1 tRNA gene and 2 rRNA genes (1 of these 3 cut by a window edge) are annotated in these 2,227 nt (G+C 54.8%); all 3 read right to left on the reverse strand.

Annotation, left to right across the window (positions count from 1 at the left end):
- Nucleotides 1–77, reverse strand: a tRNA-Met gene (locus EV660_RS18465).
- A 48-nt stretch (nt 78–125) separates the two neighbouring features.
- Nucleotides 126–240 (reverse strand): 5S ribosomal RNA (rrf, locus tag EV660_RS18470).
- A gap of 107 nt (nt 241–347) precedes the next feature.
- Nucleotides 348–2,227, reverse strand: a 23S ribosomal RNA gene (locus EV660_RS18475) (it continues 1,122 nt past the right edge of the window).

The raw sequence follows: 2,227 nt of genomic DNA on the forward strand, positions 1-2,227 counted from the left end.
TGGTTGCGGGGACAGGATTTGAACCTGTGACCTTCAGGTTATGAGCCTGACGAGCTACCTGGCTGCTCCACCCCGCGTTGGTTGTTTGTTTTATATCGTTGAGAGATTGGTGTGTTTCTTATCAGGTTTGGCGGTGAGCTACTCTCCCACGTCTTGAGACGCAGTACCATTGCCGCTGCGGCACTTAACTTCCGAGATCGGGACGGGATCGGGTGTTTTGCTCGCGCTATTGCCACCAAACCTGAGAAGAAACACGTATCAGTGGGTGATTTGGTGTCACCTTACTATCCATTTTGTCAATGCTTTTGGTTTGCGTTGATTGTTGATCAGTTTGGTTGTTACTGGATCAAATCAAGCCTATCGAGCCATTAGTACCGGTCAACTGAACGCATTGCTGCGCTTACATCTCCGGCCTATCGACGTGGTGGTCTACCACGGCTCTCAAGGGAGACCTTGTTTTGAGGGGGGCTTCCCGCTTAGATGCTTTCAGCGGTTATCCTGTCCGATCATAGCTACCCTGCACTGCGGCTGGCGCCACAACAGGTCCACCAGTGGATCGTTCACCCCGGTCCTCTCGTACTAGGGGCAACTCCTCTCAAGTCTCCAACACCCACGGCAGATAGGGACCGAACTGTCTCACGACGTTCTAAACCCAGCTCACGTACCTCTTTAAATGGCGAACAGCCATACCCTTGGGACCTACTCCAGCCCCAGGATGAGATGAGCCGACATCGAGGTGCCAAACGATGCCGTCGATATGGACTCTTGGGCATCATCAGCCTGTTATCCCCGGCGTACCTTTTATCCGTTGAGCGATGGCCCTTCCACTCGGGACCACCGGATCACTATGGCCGACTTTCGTCTCTGCTCGACTTGTCAGTCTTGCAGTCAGGCTGGCTTCTGCCATTGCACTCAACGAGCGATTTCCGACCGCTCTGAGCCAACCTTCGCACGCCTCCGTTACTGTTTGGGAGGCGACCGCCCCAGTCAAACTACCCGCCACACAGGGTCCCGGATCCGGATAACGGACCGCGGTTAGACATCAAGAGTGCGAAGGGTGGTATCTCAAGGCTGGCTCCATGGGAACTGGCGTTCCCACTTCAAAGCCTACCACCTATCCTGCACATCGCAATCCTGATGCCAGTGTGAAGCTGTAGTAAAGGTGCACGGGGTCTTTCCGTCTAACCGCGGGAAGCCTGCATCTTGACAGGCAATTCAATTTCGCTGAGTCCATGTTTGAGACAGCGGGGAAGTCGTTACGCCATTCGTGCAGGTCGGAACTTACCCGACAAGGAATTTCGCTACCTTAGGACCGTTATAGTTACGGCCGCCGTTTACCGGGGCTTCAATTCGGAGCTTGCACTCCTCCTTTTAACCTTCCGGCACCGGGCAGGCGTCAGACCCTATACGTCGTCTTGCGACTTCGCAGAGCCCTGTGTTTTTAATAAACAGTCGCCACCCCCTGGTCTGTGCCCCCCGCCAAGACTTGCGTCCTGACGGGGCCTCCTTCTCGCGAACTTACGGAGGTATTTTGCCGAGTTCCTTAAACATGGTTCTCTCAAGCGCCTTGGTATTCTCTACCAGTCCACCTGTGTCGGTTTCGGGTACGGTCTGATGTGGGGCTATTTCCGGGAACCTCTGAACGGCCCGCCCAATCCGATAAGGGCGAACAATCTTCGAGATCCGTCACTTCCCACTGGCCCTGGAATATTAACCAGGTTCCCATCGACTACGCCTTTCGGCCTCGCCTTAGGGGCCGGCTTACCCTGCTCAGATTAGCTTTAAGCAGGAACCCTTGGACTTTCGGCGACAGGGTCTCTCACCCTGTTTGTCGCTACTCATGTCAACATTCTCACTTCTGAACGCTCCACCGGTCGCTCACGCGCCGGCTTCACAGCAGCCTTCTGATGCGTCCGTTGTCCCCCTGGGGGGACACAAGACGCAAGAAGGACTGAACAGAACGCTCCGCTACCATGCGATTGCTCGCATCCTAAGCTTCGGCTCATGGCTTGAGCCCCGTTACATCTTCGCCGCAGGACAACTTATTTAGACCAGTGAGCTGTTACGCTATCTTTAAAGGATGGCTGCTTCTAAGCCAACCTCCTGGTTGTTTTGGTCGTCCCACCTGCTTTCCCACTTAGCCATGAATTAGGGGCCTTAGCTGTAGGTCAGGGTTGTTTCCCTCTCCACGACGGACGTTAGCACCCGCCGTGTGTCTGCCGCATAT

It is taken from the genome of Roseinatronobacter bogoriensis DSM 18756 (genome assembly GCF_004366635.1).
Taxonomy (GTDB): Bacteria; Pseudomonadota; Alphaproteobacteria; order Rhodobacterales; family Rhodobacteraceae; genus Roseinatronobacter; species Roseinatronobacter bogoriensis.